The sequence below is a fragment of the Clostridium ljungdahlii genome, assembly GCF_001636845.1.
In the GTDB taxonomy this organism is placed as follows: domain Bacteria; phylum Bacillota; class Clostridia; order Clostridiales; family Clostridiaceae; genus Clostridium_B; species Clostridium_B ljungdahlii_A.
This window is the reverse complement of the sequence record NZ_LITT01000063.1, coordinates 125,729-142,718: the sequence shown is the minus strand read 5'-3', so window position 1 is coordinate 142,718 and position 16,990 is coordinate 125,729. Positions and strand designations below refer to the sequence as shown.

At 29.8% G+C, this 16,990-nt stretch carries 20 protein-coding genes and 1 tRNA gene; 16 read left to right on the top strand and 5 right to left on the bottom strand.

Going from position 1 to position 16,990, the window contains the following annotated elements; translation table 11 throughout:
• The first annotated feature begins 24 nt into the window (after positions 1–24).
• Complete coding sequence (locus WY13_RS18825) at positions 25–528, top strand: DUF4446 family protein (RefSeq protein ID WP_063557103.1); 504 nt, start codon at positions 25–27, stop codon at positions 526–528.
• A complete protein-coding gene (locus WY13_RS18820) occupies positions 525–815 on the top strand; it encodes a YkuS family protein (RefSeq protein ID WP_082848572.1) in 291 nt (96 codons plus the stop codon). Before WY13_RS18825 ends, WY13_RS18820 begins: the two co-directional genes overlap by 4 nt.
• Before the next feature lie 13 nt (positions 816–828).
• Here the strand turns inward: WY13_RS18820 and yyaC are convergent, their stop codons facing one another.
• Both yyaC and ytvI read right to left on the bottom strand, forming a co-directional pair.
• Positions 829–1,416 (bottom strand): spore protease YyaC, encoded by a 588-nt coding sequence (gene yyaC, locus WY13_RS18815; RefSeq protein ID WP_063557101.1) that lies wholly within the window; start codon positions 1,414–1,416, stop codon positions 829–831.
• A 78-nt stretch (positions 1,417–1,494) separates the two neighbouring features.
• Positions 1,495–2,550, bottom strand: a complete 1,056-nt coding sequence (gene ytvI, locus WY13_RS18810; protein ID WP_063557100.1) for a sporulation integral membrane protein YtvI — start codon at positions 2,548–2,550, stop codon at positions 1,495–1,497.
• A 351-nt stretch (positions 2,551–2,901) separates the two neighbouring features.
• Between ytvI and WY13_RS18805 the strand changes: the two genes are divergently transcribed.
• From WY13_RS18805 to WY13_RS18750, 12 genes are all read left to right on the top strand, one after another.
• A complete protein-coding gene (locus WY13_RS18805; RefSeq protein WP_063557099.1) occupies positions 2,902–3,153 on the top strand; it encodes a DUF3343 domain-containing protein in 252 nt (83 codons plus the stop codon).
• A 15-nt stretch (positions 3,154–3,168) separates the two neighbouring features.
• A complete protein-coding gene (locus tag WY13_RS18800; protein ID WP_063557098.1) occupies positions 3,169–4,059 on the top strand; it encodes a mechanosensitive ion channel family protein in 891 nt (296 codons plus the stop codon).
• A gap of 3 nt (positions 4,060–4,062) precedes the next feature.
• Positions 4,063–4,275 carry a DUF951 domain-containing protein gene (locus WY13_RS18795; protein WP_063557097.1) on the top strand — a complete coding sequence of 71 codons (213 nt, stop codon included), beginning with the start codon at positions 4,063–4,065 and terminating at the stop codon, positions 4,273–4,275.
• Between the two features lie 104 nt (positions 4,276–4,379).
• Complete coding sequence (gene rpsF, locus WY13_RS18790; protein WP_063557096.1) at positions 4,380–4,667, top strand: 30S ribosomal protein S6; 288 nt, start codon at positions 4,380–4,382, stop codon at positions 4,665–4,667.
• Positions 4,668–4,679: 12 nt separating this feature from the next.
• Complete coding sequence (locus WY13_RS18785; protein WP_063557095.1) at positions 4,680–5,120, top strand: single-stranded DNA-binding protein; 441 nt, start codon at positions 4,680–4,682, stop codon at positions 5,118–5,120.
• A gap of 21 nt (positions 5,121–5,141) precedes the next feature.
• Positions 5,142–5,399: a 30S ribosomal protein S18 gene (gene rpsR, locus WY13_RS18780; protein WP_063557094.1), complete on the top strand. Its 258-nt coding sequence runs from the start codon at positions 5,142–5,144 to the stop codon at positions 5,397–5,399.
• Positions 5,400–5,562: 163 nt separating this feature from the next.
• Positions 5,563–5,880 (top strand): MazG-like family protein, encoded by a 318-nt coding sequence (locus WY13_RS18775; protein ID WP_013240839.1) that lies wholly within the window; start codon positions 5,563–5,565, stop codon positions 5,878–5,880.
• A gap of 11 nt (positions 5,881–5,891) precedes the next feature.
• Positions 5,892–6,878 carry a YybS family protein gene (locus tag WY13_RS18770; RefSeq protein WP_063557093.1) on the top strand — a complete coding sequence of 329 codons (987 nt, stop codon included), beginning with the start codon at positions 5,892–5,894 and terminating at the stop codon, positions 6,876–6,878.
• A gap of 18 nt (positions 6,879–6,896) precedes the next feature.
• Positions 6,897–8,882, top strand: coding sequence for a DHH family phosphoesterase (locus tag WY13_RS18765; protein WP_063557092.1), 1,986 nt, complete (start codon positions 6,897–6,899; stop codon positions 8,880–8,882).
• The gene (gene rplI, locus WY13_RS18760) at positions 8,883–9,326 is read left to right on the top strand and encodes a 50S ribosomal protein L9 (protein ID WP_063557091.1); all 444 of its coding nucleotides are present in this window, start codon (positions 8,883–8,885) and stop codon (positions 9,324–9,326) included.
• Positions 9,327–9,338: 12 nt separating this feature from the next.
• Positions 9,339–11,234, top strand: a complete 1,896-nt coding sequence (gene lonC / locus WY13_RS18755; protein WP_063557090.1) for a Lon family ATP-dependent protease — start codon at positions 9,339–9,341, stop codon at positions 11,232–11,234.
• Positions 11,235–11,333: 99 nt separating this feature from the next.
• A complete protein-coding gene (locus tag WY13_RS18750) occupies positions 11,334–12,668 on the top strand; it encodes a replicative DNA helicase (RefSeq protein ID WP_063557089.1) in 1,335 nt (444 codons plus the stop codon).
• Between the two features lie 71 nt (positions 12,669–12,739).
• Here the strand turns inward: WY13_RS18750 and hsp18 (WY13_RS18745) are convergent, their stop codons facing one another.
• Entirely contained in the window at positions 12,740–13,186 is a 447-nt protein-coding gene (gene hsp18, locus WY13_RS18745) for a heat shock protein Hsp18 (protein WP_063557088.1), read from the bottom strand.
• A gap of 54 nt (positions 13,187–13,240) precedes the next feature.
• The gene (hsp18, locus tag WY13_RS18740; protein ID WP_063557087.1) at positions 13,241–13,687 is read right to left on the bottom strand and encodes a heat shock protein Hsp18; all 447 of its coding nucleotides are present in this window, start codon (positions 13,685–13,687) and stop codon (positions 13,241–13,243) included.
• A gap of 302 nt (positions 13,688–13,989) precedes the next feature.
• Here hsp18 (WY13_RS18740) and WY13_RS18735 point away from each other — a divergent pair.
• Positions 13,990–14,065 (top strand) — tRNA-Thr (locus WY13_RS18735).
• Between the two features lie 366 nt (positions 14,066–14,431).
• On the opposite strand, the gene WY13_RS18730 is transcribed toward WY13_RS18735, so the two are convergent.
• The gene (locus WY13_RS18730) at positions 14,432–15,307 is read right to left on the bottom strand and encodes a LysR family transcriptional regulator (RefSeq protein WP_063557086.1); all 876 of its coding nucleotides are present in this window, start codon (positions 15,305–15,307) and stop codon (positions 14,432–14,434) included.
• 265 nt (positions 15,308–15,572) lie between these two features.
• Between WY13_RS18730 and WY13_RS18725 the strand changes: the two genes are divergently transcribed.
• Positions 15,573–16,979: a PLP-dependent aminotransferase family protein gene (locus tag WY13_RS18725; protein ID WP_063557085.1), complete on the top strand. Its 1,407-nt coding sequence runs from the start codon at positions 15,573–15,575 to the stop codon at positions 16,977–16,979.
• Positions 16,980–16,990 lie beyond the last annotated feature (11 nt).

Here is a 16,990-nt window from a genome sequence, read left to right as displayed (position 1 = left end):
ACATTTTTATGAAAGGAGAAAGAAATGCAAAACATTATTAGCTTAATAGGAAGTTTACAACCTTATATTATAATTGGATTAGCTGTATTAGTATTGATATTGTTAATTATGAATATGGTGATTTTTACATCTTTAAGCAGATTGGAAAAAAGATATAGAAAAATCATGAGAGGTTCAAACAATAAAAATTTAGAAGAACTTATTGTAGGTTACTTAGATAATATAGATGATGTAAAAGAACAATCTAAAGACATGAAAGAACTTTACAATAGCTTAAATTTAAAAATAAAGGACTGCATTCAAAAAATATCCATTATAAGATACAGGGCTTTTGAGGATGTAGGAAGTGACTTGAGTTTTTCAATTGCACTGCTAGATGGGAAAAATGATGGTGTAATAATTACAGGAATATATGGAAGAGATGAGAGTACTACTTATGCAAAACCTATTGATAGCGGAATGTCAAGATATGAGTTATCTCAAGAAGAAAAGCAAGTTTTAGAAGAATGTGTAAATAAGAAAATATAATAACTTACATAAAGAACCTCCTTAAGGGAAAATTATCTTTTAAGGAGGTTCTTTATATAAAAATATATGTTACTAAAAATCTAAGTCATATAAGTGATGAATTGCAAAAAAGAGGATATATAATAGTAACAGATGATTCAGATACTAAATATGATGTTATAATTTGCAAGCTAAAAGATGATGGACTTGCAAATTTGAATATAAAAAATAAGGATATTCTAATAATTGATTTAGGAAAAAAGAATATAGAAGAAATAGAGTATATACTTAGGGATAGAGTATTTTAGTATAAGTAAAACATTAAGCTTCTATATTTTGAAAAAAACTTGTATTCTTTTTACCACCTATAGTCTTTAATATGGAATGATATAACCCTCTAGAAATTGTATCTGCAAGTTGCATAACAGTAAACAATCGGGTATTTTGTAATACCATAAATTCCATGGCTCCACAGATATTTACGATGCCTGTTATACTTAAATCTCCTACTTGAGGTAATGATTTTTTCATTGCAGATCCGGGGGTAAGAGGCTTTGTTTCTATTATTATTTTGCCTACATCTTGAATAGTGCCAAGGCAAGCATCAATTGCTATTATAAAAGGTTTGTTGTATTTAGAATTTATTTCAGTTATAATATTTTTAAGATTTTTTGCATGTACTGGATACTGCAAATTACCATATAGTTCAACTTTATTCCTCATTAGAAACTTCAATTTATCTCCTACTATTGGACCTAAACTATCTCCAGTAGACCGATCTGTTCCTATACAAAGTATTACGATAGTTCTACCTGATTTAACAACGGGATATATTTCATCACTTATTTTATCTCTTAAAGTGTATACGGAATTTCTACATGCGGAATCTAATGTTAATTTTTTAATCATAAGAAAACCTCCTATATTATGATTTTTGCCATATGGAGGTTAATTATACGTATAATTTACATTTTTTATTATAAAATTTTACACCATGTCTAATTTATGAAATATATTAAAAAATACAACTAAAAATATGCAAAATATTATGCCTATAAGTCCGTCTGCTTTTAAGCCTATAAATAATGCTGCTAATACGGCTACAGGATGTACACCAAGAGATGAAGAAACTATTTTAGGTTCTATAATTTGTCTTATAACTGAAACCAAAATGTAAGATATAATTAATCCTGTGCACGTGATGTAATTATTAAATATTGCAAGATAAATAATAGCAAGAGGCAAATATATAGCGCCAATTCCTATGATAGGAAGCAAGTCTGCTATAGCACAAATTATACTGAGGATTAAGGCATATTTAATCTTAAATACTGAGAATACTATGAGTGTTTCCAAAAAAGTTATTAAAATTATTATAAGATAGGATAGTATGTAATTTTCCAACATTCGTTTACTTTCATTATATATTTTTAATATCTTATCTGTTTTGTTTTGCGGTATCAAAGTATTCATATTTATTTTAGAAGAAGTCATATCTCTAGTAAAAAAGTATGTGGCGAGTAGTGTAAAAAATATTACCATTAATATGTAAGGAATTGTAGTCAATAGGTTTATTAAAGAAGAAACTAATTTACCTGAAACAGTTACTGCTATATTCGACAATTTAGTAATAAAATTTGTAAAGTTTTTTTCTAAAGTATTTATTATATAAGGGTCTAAGTTGTTATAGTATTTTTGTAATTTATAAAAAGAGTTATAAACGTTATCAGAATTCCTAGAAATATATAGTTGAGTGCTTTTACCCAATTGTATGGCTTCTTGTGTAACTACCGTTATTCCAAATGACAATACTGTTATTATTATGGTAAAAAATATTATAGTAGTAATTAAAGAGGATAGTGCATTGCTGATTCTAAGTTTTCTCGAAATAAAAAGAGTAGGTCTTTTTAGTATTAGAGCAAAAACAAAAGCTAAAACAAATGGCAATGTGTAATTAAGTGTACTGAAGAACACTAAAAAAGTTATAGTATAAAGTATAATAAATAAACTAATTCTATTTATTTTGTTTATCAATTCATTCACGATTTAAGAGACTCCTTTTCTGATTTTTCCTAATAAATTAAATAAAACATATTTTTTATGTTTATATGAAAAATAAAACGTGTTTTGTTATATAATTATATTGTTGGGTACATAGATTTTACAATTTTAAAGTAAATTATTAGTTAAGTTTGTATGATGTATTCATAAAAAACATATTTCTGATATAATGGTATATAAAAAATAAGTATTTGTTTTAAAGAATTTTATTAAAATTATGCACTAAAAGTAAATCTTTATACAATAATTATAAAGTAATCTAGTGTTGTTGTATATAACATAATAGTAAAATTTTACAAGGAGGTTCAGCTTTAATAAACTGAGATTATAATTATGAAAGAATATTATGTAGTAACTTTTAAAAATACTCACGGAGCTATAAATGGGGAAAAGATTTTAAAAGAACAGGGAATAGACATAAATATAATGCCTACACCAATAGTTATAACTAAAAGCTGTGGTATAAGCATAAAAATTGATAGAAAGGATATAGATACAGTAAAAAGTTTGATAAATGAAGAAAAGTTAATTATTAAAAATATTTATGAAAGAAGTAATTTAGGGTATAAGCAAATTTGCTTATAATTCTGGAGGTAAAACATGAAAGAAAGTGGTGTTTTTTCTTTTCTTAAAGTTAGTATGTATGGAGATAATATTAGTATAGGTAAATTATCCATATCCACACAAGCTATGTATAATTTTATTTGGATAATTATTAAAGTGATATTTATACTTATAGTTATGTATCTCATCGTTAAACTAGGAAACAAAATAATAAATAGATATGTTTCAAGACAGAAAGATTTTAAAATTTCATTGAATGATAAAAGGGCTAAAACTATAGGAGCTATTTTAAAAAGTGTATTAAGGTATTCAGTATACTTTTTTGGAATATTTACAATAATTACAGTCATATCACCTAAAGCAGGTGTAACTGGTTTAACTTTTGCAGGAATAGGAGGTGTGGCTGTTGGATTAGGTTCTCAAAGCATTATAAAAGACATTATAAATGGATTTTTTATATTATTTGAGGATCAATTTTCCGTAGGAGACTACATAAGTATAGATGATAAAAGTGGCATCGTAGAGAGTATGGAGCTTAGAGTTACTAAAATAAGGGATTTTAATGGAGATCTTCATATAATACCTAATGGACTTATTTCAAAAGTAACCAATCATTCTAAGGGGAGCATAAGAATTACAGTAGATGTGGAAATTTCTTATGATGAGAATATCCAAAAAGTCATAGAAATAATGACACAATTATGTGAGGATTTTGCTAAAGAAAATAGTTCCATTACCCAAGCACCTACTGTTCAGGGAATAACAAATATAAAAGATAACAGAGTAACTATTAGAGTAGCAGGTAAAGCTAAGGCCATGACGCAGTGGGATATGGAGATGAAACTTAGGAGGGAAATAGGAGAAACTTTAAAAAAGGAAAACATAAAAACTCCTTATTTAGTAATAAAAAATTTAAAGGGGGAATAGTACATGAAAAAAATTTATTACATTGGTGATGTAGTTGAAATGAAGAAAGGACATCCTTGCGGTAGTAATGAATGGGAAGTAATAAGACTTGGGGCAGATATAAAGATTAAGTGTTGCGGATGTGGAAGAATAGTTATGCTTCCAAGAAATAAATTTGAGAAAAGTGTAAAAAAGATAATTAAGCAAAATTCACCTGATGAAAAAGGGATACAATAATTAAAAAAATTAATTGATTTAATGTTAAAAAAGTAGTAAAATGAATAACTGTAGTCCCTGCTGTGAAATCACAGCCATTAGCCCAAAGGGAGGAGGTGGAATCAATGAATAAGTATGAAACTATATTTATATTACAGCCATCATTAGATGAAGAAGCTTGCAAAGCTAACATAGAAAAGTTTAAGGGTGTAATAGAAAATGGTGGAGGAGTAATAGAAAACGTTGATATTTGGGGTAAGAGAAAACTTGCCTATGAAATAAACAAAGTTAACGAAGGATATTATACCTTAATAAATTTTAATGCTGATCCTAAATTACCAAAAGAGTTAGACAGAGTATTCAGGATTACAGATACAGTTATAAGACATATAATAGTAAAGGATGAAAAATAGGTGGTGTTTTGATTGAATAAGGTTGTTTTAATTGGAAGATTAACTAAAGATCCAGAATTGAGATTTACACCGGGAAATGGTACAGCAGTTACCACTTTTACTATAGCCATTGATAGAAGATTTTCTAAAGAAGGACAAAAAGAAGCAGATTTTATTCCTATAGTTGTATGGGGAAAACAAGCTGAATCTACTGCAAATTATATGAGTAAAGGAAAACTTATAGGTATTAGTGGTAGAATCCAGACTAGAAATTATGAAGCTAAAGATGGTACTAGAAGATATGTTACTGAGGTTATTGCAGAAGAAGTTCAATTCCTAGAATGGGGAGAGAAATCTGTAAAGAACTCATATAATCAAACTTCATCTGAAAATTTTGGAAAAACTCAAAACTTTGATGAGAATATTTATGGAGAAGATATTACTCCAGTAGATGATGGAGATATACCTTTTTAAAAGTAAGGAGGGGAAAGCATTATGGCAACTAATAGAGAAGGCGGAAGAAGAAATTCCGGCAAAATGAGAAGAGCTAAGAGAAAGGTTTGTGCTTTTTGTATGGACAAATCTGAATTTATAGATTATAAAGACATAAATAAATTAAGAAAATATGTTACAGAAAGAGGAAAGATCCTTCCAAGGAGAATTTCTGGAAACTGTGCAAAACATCAAAGAGAACTTACCGTAGCTATAAAGAGAGCTAGAAACATAGCTTTACTGCCATTTACAACAGAGTAGTCTATAAAGTGAAGAATTTTTATTCTTCACTTTTTTTAAATTATATTTAGTTTTTTACTATAGATTTAATTTATGTATGATTTGGCAGCATAATCAATGCTAATTTATTGCATAAAGCTATGAAAGCAACTAAAATATAATTAAAGGCTAGGAGGATGATTGTATGAAAAAAGAAAATTTCAACATAATGTATAATGTTAAGATAATAGAAGATCTAAAAGCTAATCTTTTATGTATAGTAGCAGATTTTTTTAAATTGCTTACAAGAGGCAGTAATGTAGCACAAGAATCCATACTAGACTGTATTTCCGGGGGAATAATAGTATTATATTTACTTGCAGAGAGGCTTGGCTACTCACATAAATCAGTAGATCAAACTATGAAAAAGAAATTGAAAATTGGTATAATTGAAGAAGACAAAATAGAAAAGGATGGCAAAGATTTAAGTAAACTATATAGTTATCTCAAAGAAAGGGAATAATGGAGGTAAAAATGCAGAATAAGACATATAACACAAGAGCCCTAGCAGAAGCAGGGCTTACAATAGCACTTACAGTAATAATAATGCTTGTAAACATATATGTACCTATAGTTTCCATAGTTGCTAATTTTATAGTACCAATACCTATAACGATTTTGTATATTAGACATAATTATAATGTTACTTTGATTTCTGTAATAGCTAGTGGTATATTTATAGCAATGTTTTATAAACCTATATATGCAATATCTTCAATAATAATGGTTGGACTTACAGGAGTTGCACTAGGATATTGTGTAAAAAATAAAAAAAATTTTGGAACTACAATTATCGTTCTTTCCATAGCAATGGCTTTAGGCACAACAATTTATACGACTATATACATAGTTTTAATGAGTAATGATGGAATATATGGTTTTGTAAGTAAAATAGTGCAAAATTTCAACCAATCTATGGAGATAAGTAAAAGTATTTATCAGCAGGCAGGGGTATCAAGTAGTCAATTGGCACCTATAGAAGAATTAGTTAAGATGTTTACACCAGAATATATTATGAGACTTATTCCAGGAGTAATTATAGCTAGTTCAGTTATTTTGGCATATCTAAATTACACAATAACAAGGGCTGTGCTTAAAAAGTTAAAATATGAAGTTAATGAGGCAAAACCTTTTAATCAATGGTATATGAATACAAGAATAGGAACATTAGTTGGTGTTGTGCTTGTTTTAGGAATATTATTTAACAGAAGCAATATGGCAATTGGGCAGTATTTAATTAATTCTTCAGGACTTATACTTGAACTTGTATTTTTACTAGATGGAGTATCATTGGTTACATACTATCTTATGAATAGGTATAAGGTATCTAAAAAAATTATTGTTTTGATTATAGTATTTACAGTTATGACTAAGCTGTCCCTAGTGTATGGCTTGGCTGGATTTATAGACATGGTATTTGACTTTAGAAAACTAGACCCTTATAGAAGATTGAAAAAATAGTAACTGGGGGCTCATTTAATGGATAATAAGTACAATTACTTTATAAAGGGTAATAAAGTGTACATGGTAATAATTGCTCTTCTTATTTTAATATTGATGGCATATGGGCATAGGATAGTTGGAATTATAGCTATCTGTCTATATGCATTTCTTGTAATTTACAATGTAAAGAATACCGAATATAAAAAAAGTAAGTGGAAAAAGTTTATAGAAGATTTCTCATCTCAACTTGATATAGCTACCAGAAATACACTCGTAAAACTTCCTTTTCCACTTGTTATAATAAAAATCACCGGTGATGTACTCTGGTATAATCAAAACTTTTCCTCTATACTAGAAGGAAAAGACATACTAGGTCAAAATATTAAGAATGTAGTAAGAGATTTTAATGTTAAGCAGGTGGCAAATGGAAGGGAAACTATATTTAGATATATAAAGATTAAGGATAAATATTATGATATATATACTAATATAGTTGATACTTCAGAAAACTCTAAAGATAAAATTATACTCTTATATTTCTATGACGTAACAAAACCCTTTAAAATTATGAATTCAGTAAATGCAAACAAAGATGCAGTAATGTTAATGGAAGTGGACAATTTTGATGATGTAGTAAAGCCTATGGAAGAAGATGATAGACCACTTATAATAGCCGAAATAGAGAGAACTATAAATAGCTATGCTCAAAATTTAAATGCTATGATAAGAAAGTATGAATCAAATAAATATGTATTTTGTATACAAAATAAGTACATAGAAAAAGAAATGGAAAAGAAATTTGAAATACTTGATACTATTAGAGAAATAAATATGGGGAATAAACTTGCAGTAACTTTAAGTATTGGAATTGGCAGGGGCGGTGATACTCCTTTAGAGAATGAAAAATATGCAGTATCGGCTAAGGAATTGGCACTAGGACGTGGAGGAGACCAGGCAGTTGTAAAAAATGGAGATAAGCTTTTGTTTTATGGAGGAAAGACTAAGGAAATTGAAAAAAGAACTAAAGTAAGGGCTAGGGTAATAGCTCAGGCTCTTGTAGATATAATAAAGGATAGTAGAAATGTATTTATAATTGGACACATGAAGCCAGATATAGATTGTTTAGGATCTGCGGTTGGAATTCGCAGTGTAGTCAGTTTAATGAATAAAGAATGCTTTATCATATTAGATGATAGTAATGAAAGCATAAAAATTATATTAGATAAGATAAAAGAAGAGAAGGAATATGATAATGTTTTTATACACAGCAAAAATTGTGAAGATAAGATAGATGAAAATAGCCTTCTTATAATTGTAGATGTACATAGTGAAGGACATGTACAAAATATGCAATTAGTTAAGAAGTTTGATAGAATAGTTATAATAGATCATCATAGAAGAACTACAGATCTCATTAAAAATTCTCTTTTAAGTTACATTGAACCTTATGCTTCATCTACCTCTGAGTTGGTTACTGAAATGTTGCCTTATATGGTAGAAAAACCAAATATAAAGCCAATAGAGGCAGAAGCACTTCTTGCAGGCATATGTGTGGATACAAAGAATTTTTATTTTAAAACTGGTGTAAGAACTTTTGAGGCCGCTTCATTTTTAAGAAGATTGGGAGCAGACACCATAGATATAAAAAAGCTTTTTTCCTATGATTTTGAGACTTATTTAAAGAGAGCTGAAATTATAAAATCAGCAAAGATAAATAATGGTATTGCTATAGCAGTATGTCCTCCAGAAATGGCAAATTTATTATTAGCTGCCCAAGCAGCAGATGAGCTACTAAATATTACAGGTATTCAAGCATCCTTTGTTTTTGTTAAAATAAAAGATGAAGTATTTATTAGTGCTAGATCCTTAGGGGATATAAATGTTCAAATTATACTTGAAGGCCTAGGAGGGGGAGGACATATGACTATGGCAGGAGCTAAATTAGAATCTGTAACCATAGATGAGGCTATAGAAAAATTAGATGAGGCTATAAATGAATATACTAAGGAGAGTGAAGAATAGATGAAAGTTATATTATTAAAGGACGTAAAAACTTTAGGGAAAAAGGGGCAAGTAATAAATGCTTCAGACGGATATGCTAGAAATTATTTAATACCAAGGGGAGTTGCAGAAGAAGCAAATCAGTCAAATCTCCATATATTGAATAACAAAAAGGAAGCAGAGAGAAAAGAAAAACTTGCTGAAATAGAAGCAGCACAAAAACTTGCTGCTAGCTTAAAGGGAAAAGAGATAAAATTAAATGTAAAATCAGGAGAAAATGGAAGGTTGTTTGGATCAATAACGGGAAAAGACATTTCAGATGAATTAAACAAAAAATTTCATATAAATGTGGATAAAAAGAAAATAGCAGTTAACAACATAAGACAACTTGGTACCTATGATGTAGAAGTTAAATTGTATCCTGAGATATCCACTAAAATAAAAGTAGTTATTGCAGAGAAATAAGGAGGAAAATTTGTGAAATTACAATTTGTTGATGGATTAAATAGGGAATTAAATGATTCTATTCCAATAAATACTCAAGTAAAAGTTTTATATGATCTTTTGAAAAAAATAATGGATAAAGGTACTGTAAACTCTAGAGTAGTAAGGTATAATTTAAAAGGTTATATGAATAGCGAGAATTTATTTGAAAGAATATATGCTCTAAATAAAATAGTTAGTGATGGAAAAGGATTGACTGAGATACCAGATGAATCAAATGTATATGATGCGATAGAAAATACAAATAATTGGATAGCAGAAACATTAGCAGAAAGATATGTAAGAACTAAAATTGAAAAGGAAGTAGAGAAAAACCTTACAGAACATCAGGATAAATATATGGATGAGGTTAGACTTAGTATTATAAAAAAGCGAAAAGGACCTGAAAACGCAAAAACTTTGAAAAAGTATGCTCAACTTGAGGTACTGGATTCTAAGGGGCTTAGCAAAAACATTCAAAAACTTCTAAGACCAGAAACTTTTGATGAAATAATTGGCCAAGAAAGAGCTATAAAGTCTATACTGTCTAAAATAGCATCACCCTATCCGCAGCATATAATTTTATATGGACCACCGGGAGTAGGTAAAACTACAGCAGCTAGAATTGCTTTAGAAGAAGCAAAAAAGTTAAAGTTTACACCTTTTAGAAAAGATGCCAAGTTTGTAGAGGTAGATGGAAGTACTTTAAGGTGGGATCCTAGGGAAATTACAAATCCACTTCTTGGATCTGTACATGACCCGATATACCAAGGAACTAAGAGAGACTTAGCTGAGGTAGGAGTACCAGAACCAAAACCTGGACTTGTTACAGAAGCTCATGGTGGAGTGCTTTTCATTGATGAAATAGGAGAACTGGATGAAATGCTCCAGAATAAGTTGCTAAAAGTACTGGAAGATAAAAGGGTTGAGTTTTCATCTTCATATTATGATCCGGATGATGAGAATATACCTAAATATATAAAGTATTTATTTGAGAAGGGGGCTCCTGCAGATTTTTTACTTATAGGAGCTACTACAAGAGAGCCAAGTGAAATAAATCCTGCCCTTAGATCAAGATGCACTGAGGTTTATTTTGAGCCGCTTTCTATGAAGGATATACAGAAAATAGTGGAAGATGCAGCTGAAAAACTTAATATTGAAATTGAGAGCGGGGTCTCTGAATTTATAAGTAAATATACAATTGAAGGCAGAAAAGCTATTAATATATTATCAGATGTCTATGGATATGTCCTTTATAATAATGAAATAAATGATTTAAATGATAAAGTTAAAATTTCAGTAGAGGATTTAAAGAAAGTTATATCTATAAGTAGACTTGTACCTTTTGAAGAAGTTCCTTCAAAGTCTACCTATGAAGTTGGACATATTTATGGACTAGGAGTAAGTGGATATATAGGCTCTACTATAGAAATAGAAGCCGTTACATTTGAAGCTAAAGAAAAGGGCAAGGGAATTGTAAGATTTAATGATACAGCAGGAAGTATGGCAAAAGATTCTGTATTTAATGCTGCTTCAGTTATAAGAAAGATAACAGATAAAGATATGTGTGATTATGATATCCATGTAAATGTAATAGGTGGGGGAAGGATTGATGGTCCTTCAGCAGGAGCTGCTATTACAGTGTGTATTATAAGCGCCCTTTTACAAAAACCTTTAAGGCAAGATGTAGCTGTAACAGGAGAGATATCTTTAAGAGGAAAGATAAAACCTGTAGGTGGAATATTTGAAAAAGCTTATGGTGCCAGAAGAAAGGGAATAAAGACAATGTTACTACCTGTAGAAAATTTGAAAGAAGTACCTAATGATATTAAGGATATAGAAGTTAAGGCTGTATCAAATATCGAGGAACTTATGGAATTGATCTTCTGATTATAAATAAGCAAAGTGTTAATTTGAAACAATTGCTATTTCACCTGTAGATCAATTAAACAAATGGTAACATTTAATTCTAGGGAGTGAGGCATCTGTATGGATACATCTATTAGAAGCATACCTCATAATATAGAGGCTGAACAAGGTGTAATTGGATCTATGCTTATTGATAAAACCTCAATAGTTGAAGCTATGGAAGTTCTAAACACCGAGGATTTTTATAAGGATTCACATAAGGTTATTTTTGATTCGATACTTGATTTATATAAAAAAGATACAGCTGTAGACATAATAACTTTGACTGAAAACTTAAAATCGAGATCAAAACTTGAAGCAGCAGGTGGTATAACTTATATAAGTGAACTAAGCGGATCAATAGTGTCCACTGCTAATTTAAAATCCTATATAAAAATTGTAAAAGATAAATCTGTCCTGAGAAAACTTATTAGGGCTTCTACCAAGATAATAGAAGAAAGTTATAAAAACCAAGATGATGTTGCAGGAACCATTGATATGGCTGAAAAATCTATATTTGATTTGTCAAGTAATAGAAAAGTTTCTGATTTTGAGCCTATGAATGTTGTACTTGAAAGAGGATTTACTGAAATAGAGAGGTTATTCAACAATAAAGGTGAAACTACAGGAGTGGCCTCTGGATTTAGAGAGTTAGATGCTAAGACGTCGGGTTTTCAAAAGGGAGATATGGTACTTGTAGCAGCTAGACCTTCTATGGGTAAAACAACTTTTGCCTTAAATATAGCGGAATATGCGGCTTTAAGGGAAGGTAAAAAAATAGCTATGTTTTCTCTTGAAATGTCAAAAGAACAATTAGCTTATAAGCTTTTATGTTCCGAGGCACATGTAGATATGTTGAATTTAAGAACGGGAAATTTGGAAGATAAGGATTGGGAAAATATAGCTAGGGCTTCAGGGCCTCTTGCTGCTGCAAAGATATTTATAGATGATACTGCAGGTATATCCATTATGGAAATGAGGTCTAAATGCAGAAGATTAAAAATGGAACATGGTATAGATATGATAGTTGTGGATTACCTACAGCTTATGAGTGGAGGTAAAGGCTCAGAGAATAGGCAGCAGGAAGTTTCAGAGATATCTAGATCCATAAAAGCACTAGCAAAGGAAATGGAATGTCCTGTTATTGCTTTGTCCCAATTATCACGTGCGCCTGAAGCTAGAACGGACCATAGGCCTATGTTGTCAGATTTAAGAGAATCTGGATCAATAGAGCAGGATGCAGATATAGTTATGTTTTTGTACAGGGATGAGTACTATGACAAGGATACAGAAGATAAAAATGTTGCGGAATGTATTATTGCAAAACAGAGAAATGGTCCTACAGGCACTGTAAAATTGGCATGGATGGGTCAGTTCAGTAAGTTTGGTAATTTAGATGTTATACATCAGGAATAGCTAAAAGCACTGTAAAGTTTATTTACAGTGCTTTTTAGTCTGGTTATATTAATTTCATAGTAAGTAATTTTTTATTGTATATCTATTTTCTTACCTTGTCTTTTACCTTGTGAAAGTTTTGGAAGGCTAACTTCTAAAACTCCATCTTTAAAAGAAGCTGTAATGTTTTTGTCATCTACATTATCAATGTAGAAACTTCTTCTGAATTCACCATATCTTCTTTCACGTCTTACAAAGTTTTCATTTTTATCTTCTATAGAGTCATCCCTTTTTGCAGATATGGTCAAGTAATTATTATTGAAATCCAAATCTATAGAATCTTTATTCATTCCTGGTAGATCAGCACAAACTACATAAGAAGTTTCATTCTCTTTAAGATCAACTTTAAAACCATTGCCAAAACCATTCATGTTCATAGGTGTGAAAAAGTCATTATCAAAGAATGAATCTACAAAATTATCGAATGCATCGCCTCTTTTTAAAGAATTGTTTCTTTTAAATGGGATCATATCAAACATAATGAATACCTCCTAAATATAATTCTATTATTTTTTGAAAATTATCAAATTTCATTAATGTATATCTATTTTTTTGCCGTTACTTTTTTCTCTATTAAGTTTTGGAAGATCAACTCTTAAAACTCCAGCTTTAAAAGAAGCCGTAATATTTGAATCATCTACATTGTCGATGTAAAAACTTCTTTTGAATTCACCATATCTTCTTTCACGCCTTACAAAGTTTTCAGTTTTATCTTCAGCAGAATCATCTCTTTTTGCAGATATGGTCAAATAGTTATTGTTAAAATCTAAGTCTATAGAATCTTTATTTATTCCTGGTAGATCAGCACAAATTACATAAGAAGTTTCATTTTCCTTAAGATCAACTTTAAAACCATTGCCAAAACCATTCATATTCATAGGTGTGAAAAAGTCATTATCAAAGAATGAATCTACAAAATTATCGAATGCATCGCCTCTTTTTAAAGAATTGTTTTTTCTAAATGGAACCATATCAAACATAATGAATACCTCCTTATAGATTTTATTTTCTATGTTTGCTAAATTGCTTTTATATTTTGTAAATCCTTATTACAGTTATTATAGTACAATAAAGGTCAAAGAAAGTCAAAGTCTAAAGATAAATGAATTACATAGATATTATTAGTTAATGTTAGAGTTAACTATATAATTTAGTATTATCCATATATTTTGAAGATATGCTAAGAAATTAATCATATTTGGATGATTATGATAATAATATAAAAAAGCTTTTTTTATATTTGCTTAAAATAGAATTTTGTATTAAAATAGTATTGTGTTTTGCTCCTATGGCTCAGATGGTAGAGCAACTGATTCGTAATCAGTAGGTCACAGGTTCGAATCCTGCTAGGAGCACCAGAAAAGAAACGTCAAGAAATTGATGGACTCTAAATACAGAAACACTCATTTGCGTATTGTAGTGATATTACAATAGCCTAGTGGGTGTTTTTTGTGGTCTTTACTTGAATTTAGTGTAATTTTGGACAACATTAGTTTATGATTTAATTGCTTACTAGAGGTGGAAAACAGGACGGAGCTGCTCTTTACTTCTGCTTGGATAAGTAGGAGTATTAGAGCAGGTAGTCATCGGATAAAAATATAGTTGAAAAGTGCTTATAAAGAGGAAATAACTTCATCTATTTAAGAACTTTCTTCAACCGCTGAAGTATTGGAAGAAGTATCTAAAGAAATTTAATTAGCATAAATAACACATGTATATTAGTTTTAGTGATTTAGCATATAATTTGTGAATATTTTCACTAAATTGGGTTCGAATCGACGTTTCTTAGTTATTAAACAAATTTCCCATGTGAAAGAAGAATCTTTAAAAGGAATTGGATAAATGTCCTCATAGTTAATATCTTTAGCCATAAAATCAATACTTATGCCAATACCTTTATTAAAATGACTTAGTTTATGAACGGTAATAATTTCTGAGGTAGTAAAGACTATATTTGGTTCAAAATCTGATTCTTTGCATTTATTAATAAAGTTGTGATAAAAATGAAATTTTTCATTAAGAATAATGAATTTTTCATTTTTTAATTCTTTAAAATCCACTGATGTTTTTTTAGACAATGGATTTTTTTTATTTACTAAAATACAAGGATACTGAGATTTAATGGCAGTAGAATTAAAAGTTTTTTCATTAACGGGGCCAATTGAAACAGCTAAATCTGCTTTTTCATTCATAACAACTTCTTCACAAATTGAATCAGGATAAGTTTTTATAATTAATTTAATGTTAGGGTAAGTTTTTTGAAAGTCGGATATAATATCTGGTGATAGAGCATTGAGAACTCCGAAGCTAAAACATACGGTTAGAGTTCCCTCATTGGTATTAGCCATTTTATTCATGCCATCTAAAATCAAATCAAACTCTTGTACAATATGTTCCGATCGTTTTTGTAAGTATTGCCCATATTTTGTTATTTTGATTCCTTTAGGTGTAGTATGAAGTAAAGGATATTGAAGTTCTTCTTCCAAATTACTAATTGCCTTGCTTAAGCCCTGTTGAGTAATATAAATTTCTTTAGCAGCCTTTGAAAAACTCTTATGTTTGCAAACCTCTAGAAAATATTTTAATTGTTTGATCTCCAATTCATCACACCTGCCTTTTTATAATATCTTAAGGAATTTTAAAAGTATAATATGAGGAGTCTTATACTTTTATCTATTATGATATAATAATATAAAATATTGGTTGATACCGTTTTATGTTGATAAAATAAGAAATTAATATAACTTTATTGTAAAACACTAGTGTTATATGTAAAAGTGCCAGATTTAGAAAAAAGAATGAGGCCAACTATAGAAAAGAGTATTCTTAAAGAATCATGATTTTGGGTTAAAAGGATGTGAACGCATGTTTGTTTTAAAAGATAAAAGTGATGTCCCATTATATATTCAGTTGTACCAGCACTTTAGAGAGCAAATTTTAAGTGGTGATTTAAAGCCAGGTAGTAAACTGCCATCAAGCCGAAAATTATGCAGTGATTTACATATAAGTAGAAATACTGTAGATATAGCTTATCAGCAACTATATTCGGAAGGATATTTAATTAGTAAACCTCGCAGTGGATATTATGTTGAAAAGTTAGATCTTTCCTATATTCATGGTACAAAAGAAGTTTCTTATAATAAGCCTATGCTGCCAGATGATTCGGACTCATTAATTCAATATGATTTTAAATATGGAAAATTAAATGAGAGTGAACTTCCTATGACGCAGTGGAGAAAACTTACAAATAAGTGCATAAAAATTTTCTCTAGTGAGATGACAAGTTATGGTCCAACTTTTGGAGAAATTAATCTTCGAGAAGAGATATTAAAATATCTTCATTATTATCGTGGAGTAGAATGTACGTTAGATCAAATTTTTATTGGGGCCGGTGTAAATTACTGCTTAGGTATGCTCTGCCAACTTATCAGGGACATTACTACCACAATTGCAATGGAAGAACCAGGACATCATATAACCCGCCGTACCTTAGAAAATCATGGATTTAATGTGAAGCCTATTTCGCTTGATCCATCGGGATTAAATGTAAAGGAACTAAATTCTACAAATACCAAAGCTGTACATGTTACTCCATCACATCAATATCCTTTAGGAATTATAATGCCTATTTCTAGAAGACTGGAGCTTATAGAATGGGCAATTAAAAACAATTCAATAATTATTGAAGATGATTATAGCTGCCACCTTAGATATAATACAAAACCTGTGCAGTCTCTTCAATCTCTTTGTAGTGATAGGGTTGTATACATTGGCAGTTTTTCGAAATTTCTATTTCCAACATTACGTTTATCATACATGATCATTCCAAAATGTATGTTAAATAAGTTTACCATAATGTTTGATGGGTATCCACCTTCTGTCCCTTTTATTATCCAAAAAACTTTAGAACTTTTTATGAAAGAAGGGCATTGGGAAAGCTACCTTAGAAAAACCAATAGGATGCAGAAGAAAAAACATGATGCACTAGTTGAAAGTTTGAAAAGAATGTTTGGAGACAAAATTTCTATTTATGGGATGAATGCTGGTCTTCATATTTTAGTACAGGTAAAAGGAAATGTATCAGAAAAGGAGTTAATTGAAAGAGCTCATGAAGTTGGTGTAAAAGTATATCCTACGTCGAAGTTTTGGAAATATCCTGAGAACAGTTTAAAAGGTACTGTTATGTTGGGATTTGGAGGAGTAAAATTATCTGAAATTAATCCAGCTGTTAAACTTCTATATAAGGCGTGGACCAATAATAATGTAGATTAAAATAGAGAAAA